Source organism: Flavobacterium sp. B114r, assembly GCF_056824125.1.
Genome location: NZ_CP124858.1, coordinates 4,938,904 through 4,960,435, shown reverse-complemented (window position 1 = coordinate 4,960,435; position 21,532 = coordinate 4,938,904). Strand labels below are relative to the sequence as shown.

Annotated in this window: 12 protein-coding genes and 1 pseudogene; 10 read left to right on the top strand and 3 right to left on the bottom strand. The window is 37.5% G+C overall.

The genetic code is table 11. The annotated features are described in order from the left end of the window. Positions 1–3 precede the first annotated feature (3 nt). The 7 genes and pseudogenes from QLQ94_RS20700 to QLQ94_RS20670 form a co-directional block, all read left to right on the top strand. Positions 4–510 (top strand): DUF4402 domain-containing protein, encoded by a 507-nt coding sequence (locus QLQ94_RS20700; protein WP_271336672.1) that lies wholly within the window; start codon positions 4–6, stop codon positions 508–510. Between the two features lie 84 nt (positions 511–594). Then, a complete protein-coding gene (locus tag QLQ94_RS20695) occupies positions 595–1,455 on the top strand; it encodes a fimbrial biogenesis chaperone (protein WP_271336673.1) in 861 nt (286 codons plus the stop codon). A gap of 52 nt (positions 1,456–1,507) precedes the next feature. Further along, positions 1,508–12,046 carry a beta strand repeat-containing protein gene (locus tag QLQ94_RS20690; RefSeq protein WP_482498387.1) on the top strand — a complete coding sequence of 3,513 codons (10,539 nt, stop codon included), beginning with the start codon at positions 1,508–1,510 and terminating at the stop codon, positions 12,044–12,046. Positions 12,047–12,093: 47 nt separating this feature from the next. Further along, entirely contained in the window at positions 12,094–12,627 is a 534-nt protein-coding gene (locus QLQ94_RS20685) for a DUF4402 domain-containing protein (protein WP_271336675.1), read from the top strand. A gap of 84 nt (positions 12,628–12,711) precedes the next feature. Next, complete coding sequence (locus tag QLQ94_RS20680) at positions 12,712–15,207, top strand: MSCRAMM family protein (protein WP_271336676.1); 2,496 nt, start codon at positions 12,712–12,714, stop codon at positions 15,205–15,207. Between the two features lie 130 nt (positions 15,208–15,337). Beyond that, on the top strand, positions 15,338–15,709 hold the full coding sequence (locus QLQ94_RS20675) for a hypothetical protein (RefSeq protein ID WP_271336677.1): 372 nt from the start codon (positions 15,338–15,340) through the stop codon (positions 15,707–15,709). Between the two features lie 70 nt (positions 15,710–15,779). Further along, positions 15,780–15,946: pseudogene (locus QLQ94_RS20670) on the top strand (DDE-type integrase/transposase/recombinase); the annotation flags it as partial. A gap of 251 nt (positions 15,947–16,197) precedes the next feature. Here QLQ94_RS20670 and QLQ94_RS20665 read toward each other — a convergent pair. Further along, positions 16,198–16,335: a helix-turn-helix domain-containing protein gene (locus tag QLQ94_RS20665; protein ID WP_271336678.1), complete on the bottom strand. Its 138-nt coding sequence runs from the start codon at positions 16,333–16,335 to the stop codon at positions 16,198–16,200. Between the two features lie 511 nt (positions 16,336–16,846). Between QLQ94_RS20665 and QLQ94_RS20660 the strand changes: the two genes are divergently transcribed. Continuing rightward, on the top strand, positions 16,847–17,593 hold the full coding sequence (locus QLQ94_RS20660) for a YoaK family protein (protein WP_271336679.1): 747 nt from the start codon (positions 16,847–16,849) through the stop codon (positions 17,591–17,593). Between the two features lie 43 nt (positions 17,594–17,636). Here the strand turns inward: QLQ94_RS20660 and QLQ94_RS20655 are convergent, their stop codons facing one another. Then, positions 17,637–18,332, bottom strand: coding sequence for a Crp/Fnr family transcriptional regulator (locus QLQ94_RS20655; RefSeq protein WP_271336680.1), 696 nt, complete (start codon positions 18,330–18,332; stop codon positions 17,637–17,639). Positions 18,333–18,456: 124 nt separating this feature from the next. Here QLQ94_RS20655 and icd point away from each other — a divergent pair, with 124 nt between their 5' ends. Continuing rightward, on the top strand, positions 18,457–19,728 hold the full coding sequence (icd, locus tag QLQ94_RS20650; RefSeq protein ID WP_271336681.1) for an NADP-dependent isocitrate dehydrogenase: 1,272 nt from the start codon (positions 18,457–18,459) through the stop codon (positions 19,726–19,728). Between the two features lie 77 nt (positions 19,729–19,805). Further along, complete coding sequence (locus tag QLQ94_RS20645) at positions 19,806–20,192, top strand: DUF983 domain-containing protein (protein ID WP_271336682.1); 387 nt, start codon at positions 19,806–19,808, stop codon at positions 20,190–20,192. A gap of 352 nt (positions 20,193–20,544) precedes the next feature. Here the strand turns inward: QLQ94_RS20645 and QLQ94_RS20640 are convergent, their stop codons facing one another. After that, positions 20,545–21,531, bottom strand: coding sequence for a WG repeat-containing protein (locus tag QLQ94_RS20640; protein ID WP_271336683.1), 987 nt, complete (start codon positions 21,529–21,531; stop codon positions 20,545–20,547). Position 21,532 lies beyond the last annotated feature (1 nt).

The window sequence follows — 21,532 nt, the reverse complement described above, 5'->3', positions numbered from 1 at the left end:
ATCATGAAAAATTTAATTACTCCAGCAAATTTATGCCTTTTAGGGATCTTGTTTACCTCTTCTGTTTTTGCTCAGGCTACAGCTACCGCTACAGCTTCGGCCACAATAGTCACACCAATAAGTATTACTAATGCTTCTGATATGAATTTTGGAAACATAGCTACAGATGGAACCGTTGGTACAGTTGTTTTAGCTCCGGATAATAGCAGGACTATTACAGGGGGGGTAACTTTGCCTGCAGCTTCAGGTACAGTAACTGCAGCAGCTTTTACGGTTTCTGGTTCTGATTCGTATACCTATGCCATTACTTTGCCATCATCAGTAATTATTGCAAGTGGTACTGACCAAATGACTGTTGATAATTTTACCAGTACACCGGCAACAATAGGAACATTAAGTTCTGGTTCAGAGACTATAACTATTGGTGCAACCTTAAATCTGGTGGCTTCACAAGCTGAGGGATCGTATACTTCTGCAGCTCCTTTCGCAGTTACTGTTAATTACAATTAATAAATACATTATTAGAATTAAAAAAAAACTGTATTTAAATCTAACAGTTACAACTTTAGATTATTAACACTTTATCCTCGTATTATGAATAATACCCTCTTTATGAAAGTTGGGGTTACTCTTCTTGTACTATCATTTATTTTTACAGCGGGGCAATTAGTTGCCCCATATGATAGTGCAGGTCAGGGTGATCTTATGATAATGCCACGCAGGGTAATTCTTGATGCAAACAAAAGAACACAAGAATTGACCGTTGCCAATACAGGATCTGACAGTACAAAATATCTCATTTCTGTTATACATTACAGAATGCTTGAAAATGGTGCTTTTGAGCAGATTGCTCAACCGGATTCGGCGCAGCATTTTGCAGATAAGAATTTTAGATTTTTTCCACGTACTGTTACACTTGCCCCCAATGAATCGCAAACAATTAAAATTCAGGCAATAAATACAAATGAAATGCAGCCAGGTGAATATAGGTCGCATCTTTATTTCAGGGCAGTTACAAAAAATCTGCCTGCAGAGAAAGAAGCTTTCAAGCCACCAAAATCGATGTCTGTACAACTTGTACCCACATTTGGTATTGCTATTCCTGTTATTATTAGAAGCGGTGCTTTAACTTTAAGTGTTAAGCTTGAAAAACCGATGTTTTCAATAAGTACAGCCGGGATACCTCAATTGAGTATGTTATTTAAGAGAACTGGTAATATCTCTGTCTACGGAGATATAAAAATAGAACACGTTTCGGTAACTGGAAGAGCTACACAGGTTGGTATTGCAAAAGGTTTTGCGATTTACACTCCTAATTCTGTACGTAATTTTACCCTTAATTTAGACAAGAATTCAACGGTGGATTATCGTAAAGGAAAACTCAATATTATATATACTACTTTATCTGAAACAAAACCAATAGTAATCACTTCTTCACAAGTTGATCTCCTTTAGTTCGAAATAGCTTTCAAACGAATCAATCTTTGCTAATTTAGCCCTTCAGCACATGAAAACAAAAATTATTTTTGCTTTATCGTGTAGATGTATGCTTGTCATTTTTTTATTACTCTCTGTTAATACAAAGCTTTTTAGTCAATCAATCACTAATTATGCATTTGTTGGTACTACAGCGGCGGGTTTTACACCAATTACTGGCGGAAATACAACAACATGGACAGGGTCTACAGATGATGCAGTATCTGCACTTATCCCAATAGGGTTTGACTTTTGGTATATGGGTATACGATATACCACTATTGGAGCAACTACTAATGGATGGCTGACTTTGGGAACTGTTGCAACTGATTTTGTTTATAACAATAATTTATCTGCTTCGGGATCACCCAGACCGGTGATTGCCCCTTTGTGGGACGATCTTGATATTGTTTCTACGGCAAATGTTACCTATAGAACAGCAGGAGCAGTGGGTAATAGAGTTTTTACAATACAATATCTTAATACAGAATGGAATTATTTAGCCTTAGGCGCGGTATGCTCGTTTCAGGTAAATTTTTATGAAACTACTGGAAAAATTGAATTTGTTTATCGTTCTGATGCTTTTGCAGTAAACGCTCCTTCTGCCTCTATTGGGATAACTACCGCAGCTACGGGTTCGGGAAATTTTTTATCTGTAAATAATGCAGGTACCAGTGTAAGTTCTACTACTGTTGCAACTGTTACCACCAAACGGGTAACCGGCAGAACATACGGATTTACCTCGCCAATACCTATTACCCCTGGAAATCTTAGTTTCTCTGCAATAACGCTCTCTTCGATGACACTCAACTGGAACGACCTCTCTACAAACGAGAGAGGCTTTGTTATTTATCGTTCTACAGATGGAGTTAACTATTCTTTTATAAGTCAGACTGCGGCCGGAGCGACCTCTTCACTTCAAACAGGGCTGACTGCAGCAACAACTTACTATTGGAAAGTATATGCCATTACGGAAGGAGCAATGAGCAGCGCTCTTAATGGAACTCAGGCAACTACCTGTAACGGTCCTGTAATATCTCAACTACCAGTAACAAATTTAATCTCCTATTATAAATTTGAAGGAAATGCAGCAGATGCTACCGGTAACAATTCCGGCACTTTGCAGGGAGGCACACCTACACCGTCTGTTGATCGGTTCAATAATGCAGGAAAAGCTTATGCTTTTAATGGAACGACTAATTATATCTCTACTACAAATTTATATGTAAATCCGGCTTCTGTAAGTGTCTCTTCCTGGTTTAAAACTACCTCTGCTATTGGTGGAGCGTTAATTGGATTTTCGAGCCTTCAAACCGGTGCAGGAGGTACCAGAGACCGATTTGTTTATATGACTGGTACAGGAGTATTATATTTTGGTGTAGCACCGGGCGCAGTAAAAAAATATATCAATACCACTACTGCTTACAACGATGGGAACTGGCATATGGTTACCGCTACCCTTGGAGGGGGGGGTATGAAGTTATATATAGATGGTGTACTTTCTGCAAGTGATTTAACGGTAACAGCTGCTGAAACTACTACCGGATATTGGCGATTAGGATATAGTGATATTTCTACATGGCCCAATGAATCTTCAAGTTATTTCTTTCAGGGAACCTTGGATGATATGGTGGTATACCACCGTGAATTATCTGCCTCAGAGGTAAGTGTACTGTACAATTCGCCAGATGGTGCGGGAAGTAATTCTCCGGTTTGTGCCGGAGCCAATCTTAACCTTACTGCTTCTTCTATATCAGGAGCTAGTTATTCATGGACAGGTCCTAATGGTTTTACTTCTTTGCTGCAAAATCCAAGTCTTACTTATTCAGCAGCATACGCAGGTACCTACACAGTACAGGTAAACGTAGCGGGATGTGCTGTTACTACAACGGCCTATACAAATGTTGTATCTACTACCTCAAGTGGACAATGGACCGGAAATGTGAGTAACGATTGGGCTAATGCCGCTAACTGGTGTAGCGGAACCTTACCTACAGCTGCTACAGATGTGGTAATTACAGCTGGTGCAGCCAGAATGCCAAACATTAGTACCAGTGTAAATAGCCGAAGTCTTACCATAAATAATGGAGCAAATTTAACATTGGCAGTTTCAGGTACCTTAAATATTGCTGGCAGCTTAATAAACAATGGCACTTTTACCAATACAGGAACTGTAAATTTTAACGGAACAACTGGTCAGCAGACTTTTTCAGGCCTTACTTCATTTTTTAATCTAACACTCAGTAATAGCAGCGGATTGTTATTGCCCTTAGGTATTACGATTAATAATGACCTAATAATTGCTGCGGGTACGCTAAATGCAAATAATTTCAATATTAGTATAGCCGGGAACTGGACAAATAATACATCAGGTACAGCTTTTACAGCGGGTACAGGTACAGTTAGCTTTAATAGTACAACAGCCAAAGTCATTGGAGGAACTTTTTCAACCACTTTCAATAACCTCATTATAGCAAATGTTGGAAACACTGTAAGTCTTGCTGTCAATGCCAGTATTACCGGAAATCTTTGGGTAAATACGGGGACTTTTGATTTGGGAGCCTTTACGGCAAACAGAGCTACAGCTGGCGGTACACTTACCCTGGCCAATAATGCAACACTAAAAATAGGAGGTACTAATACTTATCCTTCAAATTATACGACTAATACTCTGGTTACGGCCAGTACAGTTGAATATTCAGGTACTAACCAAATAGTTGCCAATCAGGTTTATGGTAACTTGCGATTAAGCAGCTCTGGCGGTTTAGCAGTAAAAACTTTCCCCGTGACAGCCTTAACCATAATTGGTAATTTGACCAGTGCGATAGGTGCCGGAACTTCGGTAATCTTTACGGCAGGTTCGGCCATTACAATAAATGGAAACACTGTAATAGGAGCTTCTACGACCTTTAATGGTGGCAGTTTTATTCATAATGTAGGAGGGAACTGGATCAATAACGGTACATTTAATGGTAACACAGGTACGGTAATTTTTACAGGTTCAGGCACTACAGTAAGCGGACCGGGGACTCAAAATTTCAATAGTCTTACGGTGGCCGCATCTTTGGTTAGTTTTTCAGCAGAAGGGCTTACTTTATCAGGAAATTTAGCCACAACCGGATCAGGATCATTTATTCAGGCATCTGGCGGAACTTTGACGATGACCGGAACAGGTGTTACTATTAGCGGAGTTTCAATCTCTGTCGATAACCTTGCTATTAGTGGATCAGTGACAACAACCTCATCTATTATCTTAACGGGTAATTTAGCAGTGAGTGGAAGTTTTACTGCCAGTACGGGAACTATTATCATGAGCGGAACTTCTAAATCCATATCGGGGTCAGGGACTAAAACTTTTTATATCCTTTCTCTTACCGGTACAGTTACTACTGCTGTAAATTTTAGCATTTCTTCAGTTTTACTTGTCTATGGAAGTTTAACGGCCTCAGCAGGAACAGTAACTTTTACAGGAACGTCTAGTTTGAGCGGAATTGCTAATTTGTTTAATGTAACAATCAATGGAACTTCCTTTCAGCTATCTGCAAATGCAAATCTGGGTATTGCCGGGGCACTTACGGTTACAGCAGGTACACTTAATGTAAGTGCAACGCCCAACACCATAAATTTTAATGGCAGTGGGGCACAAAGTATCAATGCAATTACCTATAATAATTTAGTAACGAGTAATGCGGGTACTAAAACAGCAGCCGGGGCAATAACAGTAAATAATGATATAACAATAGGATTGGGTACCACGTTTATAGCTGGTACTTTTACACATTCTATTTATAACAATTGGTACAATAACGGCATTTTTACTGCCGGAACTAGTACAGTACAGTTTCTTGGCAGTCAGAATTCAGTAATTAGTGGAGCCACTACCTTTAATATTGTAACAGTTAATAATACCAGTTCGGCTATAACGCTTACTTTGCTGAGCAATATTTCGGTAGCTACGATTAATATGACTAGTGGTACTGTGCATACAGGAACCAATACATTGATTATAACAACGACAAGAACAGGCAATGGTATTATATTGGGAACGATAACCCGAAATCATGCCTTTTCATCCGGAACGTCTTATGCTTTTGAAGGACCTAACAACCTCATTACTTTTACTCTTGCATCAGCTATTAATAGTGTAACAATAACTGCCATAAGTGCCCCTGTTAGCGATTTTCCATTTAATGGATCAATAAACCGTACTTATACTGTTACTATTCCTTCTGGAACATATGATAATGCAACACTTCGACTTCATTATGAAGACAATGAACTTAACGGTAGTAACGAAAGTACCATGGCTTTGTGGCATTATAATGGAGCTTCGTGGGGATATAGTGGTAAAACATTCAATAATACGACAAGTAATTATGTGGAGCAGACATTGCTATTGAATATCACCAACCGTTGGACTATCTCTGATAATTCAAATGTGGTACAGTGGAATGGAAGTGTCAGTACAGACTGGAACACTGCAGCTAATTGGACAGTGACCCAAGGCTCAGCCTCAGCACCTCCTGCGGCTACTGATATAGTAAATTTGGGTACTGCAACTTTTACGAACCAGCCTACTATAAGCACTGCGGTAACGGTCAAAAATATAAATTTTGGTAGCCAGAAATCCGTAACCCTTTCAATGGCAGCAGGAGGATCGCTCGTTTCATCTAACATGAATGGAATATGGAGTACCAATGCTACACATACGCTAAATGTAAATGCACAAACCATTAGCGTTAATGGAGACCTGGCATTGAGTGATGGTACCTCCGGCCATGCTATTAATTTAAATATTGATTCTGGAACACTAAACATTATTGGAGCACTAACCGAAAATGGCAATGCCAATATTACCTTTACAGGGGCAGGAAATCTGAACATTGGAGGTGATTTTAATTATGTAAATGGCATTTTTACACCTGGATCCGGCACAGTTACCTACAATGGAAGTTCCAATCAGAATGTGGGTATTGTAAATTATAATAACCTGATGATTAATAAAACGGTTGCAAATGCAATTGCTGTTAGTGCTTTAACCATTGCAGGTGATCTGAATATTACGGCGGGTGAATTTGATAGTAATGCCGCCAGTGTTATTGCCGGAAATGTAAATATTGCTTCCGGTACTATTTTTCAGAATAACAGTACTGTAAGTGTTGGAGGTAACTGGAACAACAATGGCTCTTTTGCATCAAACAATTCCGGAACCAGCGTCATTTTTAATGGAACGGGGACACAAACAATATCAACAACCTCCTTTAATAATCTTGTTTTTAATAAACCTGTAGGTACTCTTGCCACATTAACAGGTAATGTAACGATCAACGGTAACCTTAACGGGACTTCAGGAACCCTTGACATTCAATCATATTATTTCAATAGAATTACACAGGGTGGTACTGCCACATTAAATGATGATGCTACCTTAATTATTGGAGCAGACAATGCGCCAAACAATTTTTCAAACTATATTTTAAGTACCGGAAGCAGTGTTGTTTTTAATGGAATAGGGACACAACATTTACTATTGCCAGGGGTTGTTTATGGAAATATAATTTTCAGAAATTCGGGAACAAAAATATTATATACGCCAATTACCGTCAAAAATAATTTAACAATAGAGAGCACCGCTATTTTTAATGCCGGTGCCAATACGATTACTCTGAATGGGAATTGGTTCAATAATGGGACATTTGTACCTGCAGCAAGTACGCTATTGCTTACAGGCGCGACAAAAACCATAACAGGTGATACTACATTCAATGGGCTAACTGTTACAGGAAGTTACACCATCTTAAATAATGTCACCTTTAATGGATTACTAAATATAACCAGCTCGGGATCGCTCAGCGGCGGCGCAGGTATTAGTACTGTTGTTAATGCCGACTTAATCAACAGTGGTACATTGTATACCTTAGGTACCACAACTTTTACCGGAACTATTCTACAGACCCTTAGTCTTATTAATGCAGTGACAACAGTGGCTATAACAGTTAATTTTAATGGTTCTGTTTCTCCCGTATTAAACTCTACCTCAGCTCCACAATTTGGCTATCTGAATATCAATAATACAGCAGGTGTTAATGCGAGTGTTGGCTGGACTATTGCTTATGCCCTTACGATAGGGAGCGGTGCATCATTTAATGCAGGCATATCAACTCATAATTTGCTGGGCACTCTTACCAATAATGGCATAATAACAAGTGCAGGTACTTTTAATTTTATTCCTTCCTCTGCAGTGATGCTTAATATGGGAACTAATTTTTCAAGTACAGGAACTGTGGTTTTTGGCGGCACGGGAGCTATAACACTTGCCGGGAATCCCGTGTCATTACAAAACGTGCTCATTTCAAATACAAATCCGGCAGGCATTACTTCTGTTTCTAATCTCACAATTAAAAACAATTTTACCATTAATAACGGATCGGTATTTAATGCAGGAATTTATAATTATTTACTTGGGGGGAACCTATTAAATAATGGTACTTTAAATAGTGGAACTTCTATTTTTACTTTAAACGGAAGTGCTGCTCAGGACTTGTACTGTATTTCTCCTTTATATGGTCTTATCATAAACAATAGCAGCGGAATTGTTACGATGTCCACAAATATAACGGTTAACAATACCCTGAGTTTTACAACAGGGAAAATTAAAACAGGTAATTATGTAGTTATTCAACCGGCCGCAGGTTCAGTTTTAGGAGCAGCCCAAAATACAGGCTGGATCTATGGCAGCTTGCAGAAAAATACAGGAACCGGAGTAATTACCAAAACTTTCGAAATAGGAAATTCGACTAACTACCTTCCTGTTTCTGTGGCTTTTGCCAATATTAGTACTTCCGGAGATTTGACAGTGTCTACTATTGAAGGCGATCAGCCCAGCATAAGCAATTCACTGATCAATCCTGATAAAAGCGTAAACAGGTATTGGACAATAAATAACAATGGAATTATCTTTAGTACTGCTAATGTTATTTTTAATTACCTAGCAGCAGATCTGGATGTGGGAGCCGTTACAAATGCTTTTGTTTTAGGAGAATACAATAGTGGTTCCTGGAATTATCCTATGGTTACAGCCTTAACAGCTACAAGTCTTACAGCTGGTGGAATTACCAATTTTGCAGATTTCCAAATTGGGCAATTAACGATTTCTATTAAGACCTGGGACGGTGGTGCCGGAACGATTAATTGGGGAGATGCAGCCAACTGGAATGTTGATGGTGTTCCTACAGTGAATGACAATGTGCAATTAACCGGTGCCTATATTATTAACATTAATGTTCCAGCCATAACTAAGAGTCTCTTACTAAGTGATCCGGATCTGGTTTTAAGTACTATTGGTGTAAATACACTTTCGATTTCGGGAGATCTGACACTGGCCTCAGGAACATTTAACATGGCTGGAGCATTTCCATCAATAACAGGCCTTGTTGATGTATCGGCAGGAACTGTGGGCTTTACCGGATTGGGGTCACAAACCATACCGGCATATAATTATTATAATCTGGTAAGCAGTTCAACTGGCACCAGAGTATTTGCATCAACGGGTATAATTGGGATTACCAATACATTTACTCCAGGGGTGAACAGTTATACGGTTGCGGGAAGTACTGTCAGTTATAATGGTAACGGAGCTCAGACAATAGCGGCGACTGCCTATAATAATCTTACACTGGATAATGCGGGTATAAAAACCTTTGCAGCAGGTGTTACCCGTATTACCGGCAGCCTTATCAATGCAGGTACAATTACCCCGGATGCATTATCCAATGCGGGTACTATTAGTTATAATGGTACTTCTGACCAAACCATTGCAGATATGGTTTATTACAACCTTGACGCTTCAAATCCATCAGGTATTGTAACGCTGCATGATGTAACTGTCAATAAAGTTTTTAGTGTAAGTCTTGGGGCTGTTCATATAGGAAGTACAAATGATGAGCATAAAATTAATGTTTATGACGATATTATTATTGCCAGCGGAGCAACTTTAACCATATCTCCTTCTTCAGATGCTACACATTCGATCAATATTGCCGGAGATATAATCAATAATGGGGTAATGGATATGACTGCTGATTCAAATAGTCTGGCTACTGTGAGTTTTATAAGAGATGGAAATCAAACCATATCAGGATCAGGCATTAGTGATTTCCATCAAATCATAGTAAATCAAGGTTATAACAATGCCAATATACTTGATGTAACGACTTCCGGATTTGTTGTTCCAATCGGTTTTTTGACTTTAAGTAATGGAACATTTAAACTCGATAATACAAGTTTGGATATAACTCCATTTGCAGCAGATATTGTCAGTGACCATTATTTAATTCCTTCAAGCGCCGGTTTATGGGTAAATGCAGGAACAGTTAATTCATCTTCTATGAATTGGACTGTTGCAGGATCCATACAAGTAACGGGAGGAACCCTGAATATGGGAAATGCGACAGACAATGTAGTGATTCCTAAAAATCAGGCACAGTTTTCAGTTTCAGCAGGAACATTAAATTTGGCTTCGTCAATTAGTAATCCTGGCGCAACATGGAATTTTAATATGCAAGGAGGAATTATGAATGTAAATACATTTGGAAGTACACTAAGTAGTATTGTTCCTTTTAATATGGATGTTGTCACGGATGCTTTTAATGTATCAGGAGGAACAATCGTTATTCAAAATTCAGGAGGAACTGCAGGGCAGAATCTGGGGTATCAAAACCTGTCTGCAGCTGGTACGGGATTTACCGGAGGAATGCTTCAAATGGGAAATTCTGCTACTGCAGGAACTCAGATAATGGGTATTAATACCACTAGGCCGCTTTTTAATTTACAAGTGAGTAATGCAGGTGTTACAGTTCCTTTGGTAGGTAATGATTTAACAGTTAAAAATAATGTTACCATTACTGCAGGTACATTGGATATAAATGACAGGCTTATAGCCATAGGAGGAAACATCACTAGCAGTGGAAATTTTATTGTTAATGAGGGAACTGTTGAAATGAACGGAACTAATCCACAAACAATCGCTGCATCCGCTTTTACAGGAAATCTGATCAGAAACTTAACCATTGCCAACCCGGCAGGTGTCGGGCTGGCAGGCCCATTAAACCTGACAGAAATATTACTTGTAAACACGGGCACTTTAAGTTCTGCAGGCAATCTTACGCTGATTTCAACAGTGGATAAGACAGCGCTAATTGACGGAAGCGGTCAAGGGGCAGTCTCAGGAAATGTTACCATGCAGCGTTATCTGGTTGCAGGATTTGGCTATAAATATTTTAGCTCACCTTTTCAGAATGTTACAGTAAACAGTTTTGCATCAACAGTAGATTTAAATGCAGGTTTCCCTAATTTCTATAATTACATTGAAAACAAGCTAAGCAGCGGATTTACTTCATATACCAATCCTTCAAATCCATTGTACCCAATGCAGGGCTATGCCGCAGATTTTGGATCTGCTACAGTACAGAAAACGGTAATTATGACCGGACTTGTAAATAACGGTAGTCTTTCAACTACGTTATACAACAACAATCAACCCTATACCAAAGGATTTAACCTGGTTGGAAACCCTTATCCTTCTCCTGTCAATTGGGATTCGCCAACAGGCTGGAACAAGACAAACATAGACAATGCTATTTATTTCTTTAACTCCGGAGCAGTAAGCCAGTATACAGGGGCATACAGCTCTTATATTAATGGTGTTTCCAGCGATGGACTTACAGTTCCTATTATTGCTTCTATGCAGGGATTTTTTATACATGTTAGTGATGGTGCATATCCGGTAGCAGGAACACTGGCAATAAATAATACTGCAAGAACAGACGATCTTTCACCTGTTTTTCATAAATCAACGATGCGCACAGCTAATTCTGATTCTGATAGAATTCTGATTAGAATCAGTGCTAATTTTTCAGATCATACCCAGTCAGCCGATCCATTGGTTGTTTATAGGGCTAATGAAGCTAGTTCTAATTTTGACAAGAGTTATGATGCTATAAAACTGATGAATATAGATGATCAGCTGCCCAATTTATACTCCATAGCAGCCGATAATTCAAAATTAGTAATCAATGGACTTTCCACAATAGATGGGGCAACAGTAATTCCTCTTGGAATAAAAACCGAGCGAGATGGTACAATAAGTTTTAATCTTCGGGATATTGAAAATTTGCCTGTACATCTTAACCTCTATTTAAGAGATACTCAAACGGGTATCAGTAAGGATTTGCAAAAGGATCCGGTCTACAGTGTAAATTTAAAAAAGGGAATTATAGAAAATCGTTTCTTTTTGTTTTTCAAGGCTGTAGATGGTGTTATTGAAAATAACGACAACATTTTTATGGCCTACGGGTCAGGTGTCGATATGTTTATTAAAATTAAGCTTGTAGATGAGCAGCCTGGTAAATTGCTTATTCATAATATTCTGGGTCAGGAAATATCAAGTACTCCAATAAGTGGAAACGGTGAATATAACCTGGGGCATCTAACATCAAATTTAGTGTACTTTGTTAGTTTTATTACTTCGGGTAGTAAATATACCGTTAAAATAATCACTGCTGAGCAATAAATAAAAATAAATGATGATAACCGGAATGATTATCAAAATGAAGTAAGATGAAAAATAAAATAAAATACTTTTTCAATAGTAAAATATCCATAGTGATTGTTTTTTCTATTGCCTCTTTTTTAGCCACTTTTTCAGCCCGTGCCCAAGGTCCGGAGAACCCTCCCAAACCTGTAGTAATATATGTAAATCCGGCACAGGGATTGAATTTTGGAGCTTTTTATCAGGGAGGTACAGGAGGTTCAGTGATGGTGTATCCAAACGGATCAAGAACAACAACAGGCAGTGTAATACAAACCAGTCAGGGGGTTTCCTTTTCTCCTGCAATATTTGAAGTAGAGGCCGAACCTGGCACATTGGTTACTATTGTAAACGGACCCGATGTTACTCTTACCGGAAGTAACGGAGGTACAATAGTTCTAAGTATAGGTAGTGCCGATCCACCAAGCCCGTTTATTGCGACAGCCACTTCTCCTTCAAGAACCCTTATTAGGATAGGTGGAACATTAACCATAGGTAATCCATTAGTCAATCCTCCGGGAAATTATAACGGTACCTTTTCTGTAACATTTATTCAACCCTAACCCATGCACAAAGTCAACGTCAGTTTACATACATGCTTTTGGGCTAAGATTACCATTGTGTGGATCATAATGGCAGGATCGGGTATGACATGTAAAGCCCAGACGATAACTGATTATGATGAAATTTCAGTATCATTCAATATTCAGCGCATCGGTACAGCAGAAATGTCGACTCTTATCTATAATCAAACGGCGTACATACCTGTGGTTGATCTCTTTGATTTTTTAAAGATCAATATAATAGTAAGGGATCTGGATGCTCTAAGCGGGACATTCATCCACCCAAATTCAGCATTTTTATTTGATTTGCCCAATAATCGTATTGTTTATCAGGGAAAGAATTTTGATCTAAAACCCAATAGTCTTATTAGAACTACAACGAATCTTTATCTGCGTTCTGATTATTTTTATGAGATTTTCGGGTTGAATTGCCTGTTTAATTTTCGTAGTCTTTCGGTAGTTATTAGCACAGATTTAGAGCTGCCTATTATGCGTGAAATGAGATTGGAACAGATGAGAAATAACCTAAACAAATTGCAGGGTGTTTTTAAAACAGATGAATTTGTGGGACGCAAAAATCCATCTTTTTATTTCGGGACAGCAGATTATTCATTTGTTACTTCGGCTGGAAATAAAGAAACTCCCACAGACACCAGAGCAAGTCTTGGTGTTGGCGGTATAGTAGCTGGCGGCGAAACAAATGTAATCCTGAATTATCAGAGTAATATTGCTTTTTCTAATCGCCAGCAGTATTACTTGTGGCGCTATGTAGATAATGACAAAACTTTTGCCAGACAGTTTTTAGCCGGAAAAATAAGAGGACAGTCTATTTCGTCTATTTATGCCCCTATAGTTGGTGTGCAGGTTACTAACGCTCCTACAACTTACCGACGCTCGTTTGGGACCTATACCATAAATAATTATACAGAGCCAAATTGGACTGTAGAATTGTACGTTAACGGTGTGCTTATTAATTACATTAAAGCTGATGCGGCTGGTTTTTATACTTTTAAAGTACCTCTTGTCTATGGAAATACTGCTGTAAAGTTACGATTCTACGGTCCGTTTGGAGAAGAACGCTCCACCGAACAAAATATAAATATTCCCTTTAATTTTTTACCCAAAGGCGAATTCGAATATACAGCCAGTGCAGGTATTGTGGAAGATGGACAAGATACGCGGTTTGCAAGATTTAGTAGCAATTACGGATTTAACAAAAATATTACTGTAGGAGCCGGATTTGAATACTTGTCTTCTATAACTTCGGGAACAGAAATTCCTTATGTAAATACTTCTTTTCGTTTGTTACCAAATTTACTCATCTCAGGAGAGTATGATTTTAATGTGAGGTCCAAGGCAGTATTGAGTTATAATTTAACTTCAGGCCTGCAATTTGAGATGTACAACTATTGGTACAAAAGAGGACAAACAGCGATCAATACTACCTTTATAGAGGACCACAAGGCAATTCTTTCTTTTCCCTTCAGAGGACGTCATTATGCCGCGTATACCCGTTTGTCATGGCAGGATATTCGTTTAGAGAATACACGTTACAGCGCTACAGAATGGATGCTTTCAACTGTTGTAGGAAATGTTAATGCCAGCGCTAATACTTTTGGACTTTTTTTCCCAGACAAGGCCTCTTATCTTTATACTAATTACGCTGTTGGGATCAGGTCCTTTAGAAATATGCTCATCACTCAGCAGCTCCAGTATGAGTATAGCAGTAAAAAGGTAATGACCATAAAAACAGAATTAGAAAAAAGAATTTTCATAAATGGATACGCCAATCTTTCTTATGAGAAAAATTTCATTAGCGAGATTAGCTATGTTGAATTTGGTCTGCGTTATGATTTTTCTTTTGCCCAGACAAGGTTCTCTGTACGTAAAACCAATGAGGTTTACCGTACACTGCAAAGTATTAACGGAAGTTTGATACATGATGGCAGATCAGGTATTACAGACTTTAATAATTATACCAGTATTGGCAAAGGAGCAGTTCTATTGCTTCCATATCTGGATCTGAACGGTAATAAGAGGAGAGACCAGGATGAGCCTAATGTACAAGGTTTAAAAGTAATGGTAAACGCAGGGCGAACAGAACGATCAGCCAAAGATGGTTCTATACTTATAAAAGATCTTGAAGCTTATGGAAACTTAAATATAGAATTGGATCCTTCCGGATTTGAACGCGTAGCCTGGAGACTGCTTAAAAAAAACTATACGGTAGTTGTAGAGCCTAATTTTGTAAAAAACATTGAAGTGCCTGTATCTGTATTTGGAGAGGTTGCAGGACGTGTCTTTGTAGTGGATAATCAGGACGAAAAAGGAATTGCAGGTATCACAATCACTATTTACAATGATAAATCTAAAAAAATTACAGAAATAACTTCTGAGGCTGACGGATATTTTTCTTACTTAGGATTATTACCGGGTAATTATACAGCAAAAATTAATACAGAGAAGCTGGAAAAAATAGGATTAGCAACTAATTCAAATTCATTTGAATTTACTATTTTAAGCAGTACCGAAGGCACTTTGATTGACAATATTAAATTTAAACTTATACCTGTCAAATGATTTTTACGTCTAAATTTTAGGGTTATTCGTATTGATTTTAAGTATGTTAATGTAAAATAGGGATGGTTCTTGTCATTCTAAAGTAGCTTTAAATGTTGTACTTTTAATCTCACTTTAATAATTGAAAATTATGGATCAAAATAATATATTAGATAAGTTAAAAAAAGCGAAGCAAGAACTTATTTTGAATCATGAAGAATTGGAAAAATGTACTAGCGATTTAAAAATTGCTACTATAAATCTGAATATTCGCGAAACGGAAAAAGAGTTTGATATGGAAGAATTTAATAGCAATTTAGAACAGATGATGTTTTCGATTTCACACAAAGTCAGAAAGTCTGTTGCTAATATTCTAGGTCTTTCAAAATTGTTGTGTGAAGATATAAATCTTGGAAATAATGAGTTGAGAGAAGTTTTACTATTGATTATTCAATCTGCTGAATCACTAAACACTTCGACAGAAGAATTATCGAAGTTTATTTGTTTAAAGAGAAGAAGCTGATATGTAAATAATTGTCTTCTAGGAGAAATATACAGTAGAAGGGATCATGAAAATGTGAGGAGTGCTTGTGGATCACGCCACGATTCAGCGTTGGGTTTATAAGTTTGCACCTTTGCTTGCGTCAGAGATGAAAAAAGAGAAAGAGCAGAGTAGGGTTGAGTTGGAGATGGGATGAGACTTATATTAAAGTAAAAGGTGTTTTGGTGTTATTTATATAGGGCGGTAGATAAATTAGGCAATTAATTTGGAGTGGTCATCATCGTCAATTGTATATAATATTATTTTTCAGGAGCTCTTCCCGCTATCCGTTCCACCCGAGCGCCAGCGAACTGGCGAAGCAATCTTTTGTGCCGAACCCCGGCACAAAAGAATTTCACTGCTATCGGTGCTAATGGGGCAGGGCCATCACTGTTGTTTTGTTGTAATCCAATGCATAAAAGCTTATCGGTTTAATTTTAATTCAATAAAAGATAATTAAGATATTATTTTTATTTTATTTCTTTTTTGTAGCTCAATGGAGTAATAGCGGTATGTCTTTTGAAAAATTTATTAAAGTGACTTGAATCAATAAAACCAAATTCTACTGCAATTTCAGATAATGAATTCTCGCTTCTATTCTTAATCATTTCAATCTTAAGAGAACTTATATATATGTATTATATATAGCCACTATTTTATATTGTACATTAAAGACAAAATTAAGCTAGGCAAAGATTATAATTAATTTCATTTTACAGATTTGTTTTTAGGTATATAAAAAAACACCTGACATGGATGATATAAAACACAAAGCTCGAAGGAACTGTATACTAGGCAACAAACTCAACTATAATTAAATTAGAGCTTAACTTTTAACGATATATTCAAAATTATACGTATTTTGGATCAGGATGATAATATTTCAATTTTTTGAAGTATCATTTAAAACTATTTGTGAATTACAAGAGTTTATTGCAGTATTTAGCAATGGAGAAAATCTACCAGATGCAATTACTTTTTTAGCTAATAACGAAGATCAATCGATTGTTTATCTGTGACACCATTTTTTTTGCTGACGGTGTATATCTTACTTAGTTTAGTGGAATCTTACCGTTCAGTGATAATTATAATTTAAGAATTATAAAATACTAAAATACAATGTTCAAACATCATGGAAACAAAAGAAATCTAAGACATAATCTTAAAATTGCCTCTTTATTATCGTTTGTGGCAGGACTGGTAAATGTAGCGGGTTTTTTGGCAGTTCAAAAATTAACAACCAATGTTACAGGACATTTTGCTTTTTTTGTAGATGAGATTTTTAAACTTAATTTCAAGCAGGGGTTTATTTACTTTCTCTACATCTTCTTTTTTTTCCTGGGATCTTTTTTTTCAAGTTTACTTGTTGAGTTTCTCTTGCGAAGAAATGAAAAATACAGTTATGTAATTCCAACAGCAATTGAAAGCATAATTTTGTTCGGGATTGCTGTCTTTGGAAAACATTTAATTATACAGAATCCTGACTTTATAGCCTATAGCTTATTGTTTGCAATGGGCCTGCAGAATTCTCTGGTCACAAAAATATCTAATGCTACTGTAAGAACAACACACCTGACAGGGCTTTTTACAGATTTAGGAATCGAATTATCCCAACTGTTTTTTTATCATGAAGATTCCTTTAGAAAAAAGCTGTTTGTCTCGATAAAATTACGAATAACCATTATTAGCTTTTTTTTTATAGGAGGAATAACAGGTGGAATTTTTTATTCTAATGTAGGATTGCGTGTTTTATTAATAGGAGTTATGGCTTTGCTTTTAGGGCTCTTATATGACAGGATCAGGTTTAATGCTTTTTTATTGCAAAGGAAGTACAGAAGACGTATAGTGCAGTTTAAAAGTAAATAGCTTTAGGTTACAGCAGATGGTTTAATGCTACTTGATTAAAAAATTAGTCTATTTTGACTTGCAGTAATTGCTCTAATTGCTTTTTGTCTTTGATATAAATATTCCTTTTATCTATTTCGATACAGCCTAGTTCCTTGAATTGTTTTAGGCTTCTGCCCAGGCTTTCCTGTGATGTTCCGATAAGGTTCGCCAGATCGTCACGCGTGAGGTCAATGCCTTTTAGGGTTGGGGAGTTTCGATTCAACCTGTTTTCCAAAAGGAGTAAAAATAAGGCCAGGCGTGAATTTTGGTTCTTTTGTGCCAGTACAGCAATGATATTGGCCAGAACACCAAATTCGTGAGCGATGTTTTTAATGAGTTTTTGCTGCAAGGCTGGGATTTCATTAAGTAGTCTGAGAAAATCCTCCCGGGCAATGAAATTTACTGTTAAATCTTCAAGAGCCTCACAGGAGTCTTGGTATCTTTCCTGTCCAAGCAGGGCATGGTATCCCAGTACGTCATCGGTTGTATAGATATAAAATATTTGCTCCTCACCGCTAAAACCGCGTTTGAATTTTTTGGCTTTGCCCTTTTTTATTTGATAGATACCAGTAGGGATACCGCACTCAAAGAAAAGCATACTGCCTTTTTTTACAACAAGGGACTCCATTACATTTTCAACAGCCTGTTTATCGGGTTCGCTCAGGTTTTCAAAAAGGAGGTTACTCTGGAAATCAAATTGGGCAAAGAAATCTTTCATATAACAAATATATAACATTTATTAATAAAATATATAACAAATGTTATATATTTGTAGAGCTATGTAAGTTCTGTTTGAATAGAAAACAGAACCGGATAGTAAAGGTTAAATAACGAAAATAAAGTTGAATCAAGGAAAGTCTGCGTGGAACTTTTTTTCAAAAATTTACAAAATGATGAATGAGAATAAAATAAGTATTCAAAACGGAAGGCTAGTTGTGCCTTCCCATCCTATAATCCCTTTTATTGAAGGAGACGGAATAGGGGCGGATATTTGGAAAGCTTCCAGATTAGTTTTTGATGCTGCAGTTCAAAAGACATACGGCACAAGCAGAAAGATCCAGTGGAAGGAAATATATGCAGGCGAAAAAGCTTTTGAAAAAACAGGGAATTGGCTACCGGATCAGACTATTAAAGATATTGAGGAATTTCTGGTGGCCATCAAAGGGCCCTTGACCACCCCGGTTGGGGGTGGGATGAGATCACTGAATGTTGCCCTGAGACAAAAACTGGATTTATATGCCTGCGTAAGGCCTGTAAAATGGTTTAAAGGAGTTCCTTCTCCGGTAAAAGCGCCCGAGAAAGTAGATATGATTATTTTCAGGGAAAATACAGAAGATATTTACGCCGGTATCGAATGGATGGCAGGAACGCCGGAACTCAAAAAGGTGAAAGATTTTCTAATTGATGAGATGGGGGTTAAGAACATTAGGTTTCCCAATACGGTATCCATTGGTATTAAACCGGTTTCCAAAGAGGGAAGTGAGCGTTTGATACGAGCGGCTTTGAAACATGCGATTGATTTCAGGAAAGATTCCGTGACGATCGTTCATAAGGGGAATATTATGAAATTCACTGAAGGGCAGTTCAAAGAATGGGGTTTTCAGCTGGCCAGAGAGGAATTTGGAGCCAAAGAGTATGAGGGAGGACCTTGGCTTATTATGGAAAAATACGGACATAAAGTAATTATAAAAGATGTAATAGCCGATGCGTTTTTACAGCAGATTATTTTAAGGCCCGAGCAGTATGATGTGATTGCTACGCTAAATCTTAACGGGGATTACATCTCAGATGCCCTGGCCGCCATAGTGGGAGGAATTGGGATAGCGCCCGGAGCCAATATTAATTATGCCACAGGGGTTTCTATTTTTGAGGCAACACACGGAACAGCCCCAAAATACAAGGATCTTGATAAGGTAAATCCTTCTTCTGAAATCCTTTCTGGGGTCATGATGCTCGAATATATGGGCTGGCAGGACGCGGCCGATCTTATCGTAAAGGGACTAAAAGGAGCTATTGGTAATAAAATCGTTACGTATGATTTTGAGCGTTTGATGCAAGGGGCAACCCTGGTCAAATGTTCGGAATTCGGCCAGGCAGTTGTCGATAATATGTAGTATGTTTCATTAGCTGCTTAATCCAGGCGGTCCCATCCGGGGCAGTCTGGATTATATTATAATAATTTATCTGACCCATGAAAGAAACAACAAAATTATACAACATTTTTGCATTAAAATGCCCGCGATGTTATAAGGGGAATTTATTTACCAGGCCGGGGCTTTTTGTTTTTAAGTCCATTTTAAAAATGCCCGAGAGATGTTCGCGCTGCAATCAGGATTTCCACATTGAACCCGGGTTTTATTCCGCCGCACTATGGATTAGTTATCCCATAGTACTCATTATTTTTGTGCCGATGATTTTTTTTGGATTTCTTTTGAAAGAGACTTACTGCCTTTCTTTGGAAATGATGCTGGGATTCTTTATCATTATCTGTTTTGGCCTGCAGATTCCAATAATGCGTATTTCCAGGGCTCTTTTACTTCATTTTACCATCCATTATGTAGGCAGCGGGAATAAATGATTGTCCTTCCTGTTGTTTGGCATATTTTTCTAATTTTTGTATCAAGAATTGTTACCGGAATCTTATCTGAATAATCATCATCATTCTATTGTATATAACGCTGTCTTTTGGGAGCTCTTCCCGCTATACGTTCCAATCTTTTGTGCCGAACCCCGGCACAAAAGGATTTCCACTGCACACGAGCAAAGCGAACTGGCGAAGCAATCGGGGCTAGGGAAGGACCGTTCTAATGTTTTGCGGCAATCCAAATATAAAAGCTTGTCAGTTTAATTTTTAATTCATAACTTTCCAATAAGACAATAGCCCACCTCCTTTATAGTAGCTGTCATGGGCAATATATTTAATTTTTAGCTTATATTTTTGGATTATAAATAAGTGCTCCTGTTTCATCAATGTAGGAGTATTTGCCATTATATTTGACGTTTGCAATTCCTTGCCTGAAATCATCTGCATAATCAAATTGGGCTTTGATGGCTATTTGTCCTGTTTTGTCAAGATAACCGTATTTATCACCATTTTTAATACGTGCAAAGCCGGCACAAAAATCCCGTGCAAATTCATATTGAGGATCGACAATTATTTTTCCTGTTTTATCAATGTAGCCCTGTTTTTTATTCACTATGATTCTGGCCAGCCCGTCATTAAATGGAAATGCAGAATCAAATGTGGGGCTTATAACTGTTTCTCCGGATTTGTTGATGTAACCAAATTTACCATTAATAGTAACAGGGGCTAGTGCTTCTTTAAAGTCATGCGCTATCCCAAATTGAGGGCTGATTACTAATTCTCCTGTTTTATTGATATAACCCGATTTACCATTAAGGATGACCATGGCAAGTCCTTCACTAAACTTATCTGCGTAGTCAAATTGCGCTTTGATGACTATTTGTCCTGTTTGATCAATATAGCCATATTTGTCGTCATATTTAACACATGCAAGTCCTTCCTGAAAATCATTAGCCCAAGTAAATTGTGGTTTAATTACTATTTTTCCTGCTTTGTTAACGAAGCCAAATTTTTCCTTTATACTAATTAATCCAAGTCCTTCGCTAAACTTATCTGCAAAATCAAATTGAGGCATGATAGCTGTTTTTCCTGAAAGATCTATATAACCGAATTTGCCGGCAGTGTTTTTAATAACTGCAAATTCTTCGTTAAAATAGGTGGCTATATAAAATTGGGGCTTTATTACAATTTTTCCTTTTTTGTCAATAAAACCGAATATATCATTAACAGTAATCGGATAAAGCTCATTGTAGACTTTTTTGTTCTGTTCTTCACTTTGTCCGTAGCTAAGTACAGTTACAATTAGTGCTAAGGTTAGTATTAAATTTTTCATA